Origin of the sequence: Flavonifractor sp. DFI.6.63, from assembly GCF_024462255.1 — a bacterium.
Lineage (GTDB): Bacteria > Bacillota > Clostridia > Oscillospirales > Oscillospiraceae > Lawsonibacter_A > Lawsonibacter_A hominis.
On the sequence record NZ_JANGBE010000154.1, the window covers coordinates 1 to 255 of the forward strand.

Consider the following 255-nt stretch of genomic DNA (forward strand, 5'->3'; position numbering starts at 1 on the left):
CAAGCACTCAAAGACCGTTAATGGTTGATGAGGTACCTTTTGTAGAATGGTCCGGCGAGTTATTGTTACTGGCGAGCTTAAGGTATTCAGTACCGGAGGCGAAGGGAAACCGAGTGTTAATAGCGCGTATAAAGTCAGTGGCAATAGACCCGAAACCGGGTGACCTACCCATGAGCAGGTTGAAGTGGGGGTAAAACCCCATGGAGGACCGAACGCACGTTCGTTGCAATGACCGGCGATGACTTGTGGGTAGCG

The 255-nt window shown here is 51.4% G+C and carries 1 rRNA gene; it reads left to right on the forward strand.

The annotated features are described in order from the left end of the window. Positions 1–255: ribosomal RNA gene (locus NE547_RS18725) — 23S ribosomal RNA — on the forward strand; the annotation flags it as partial.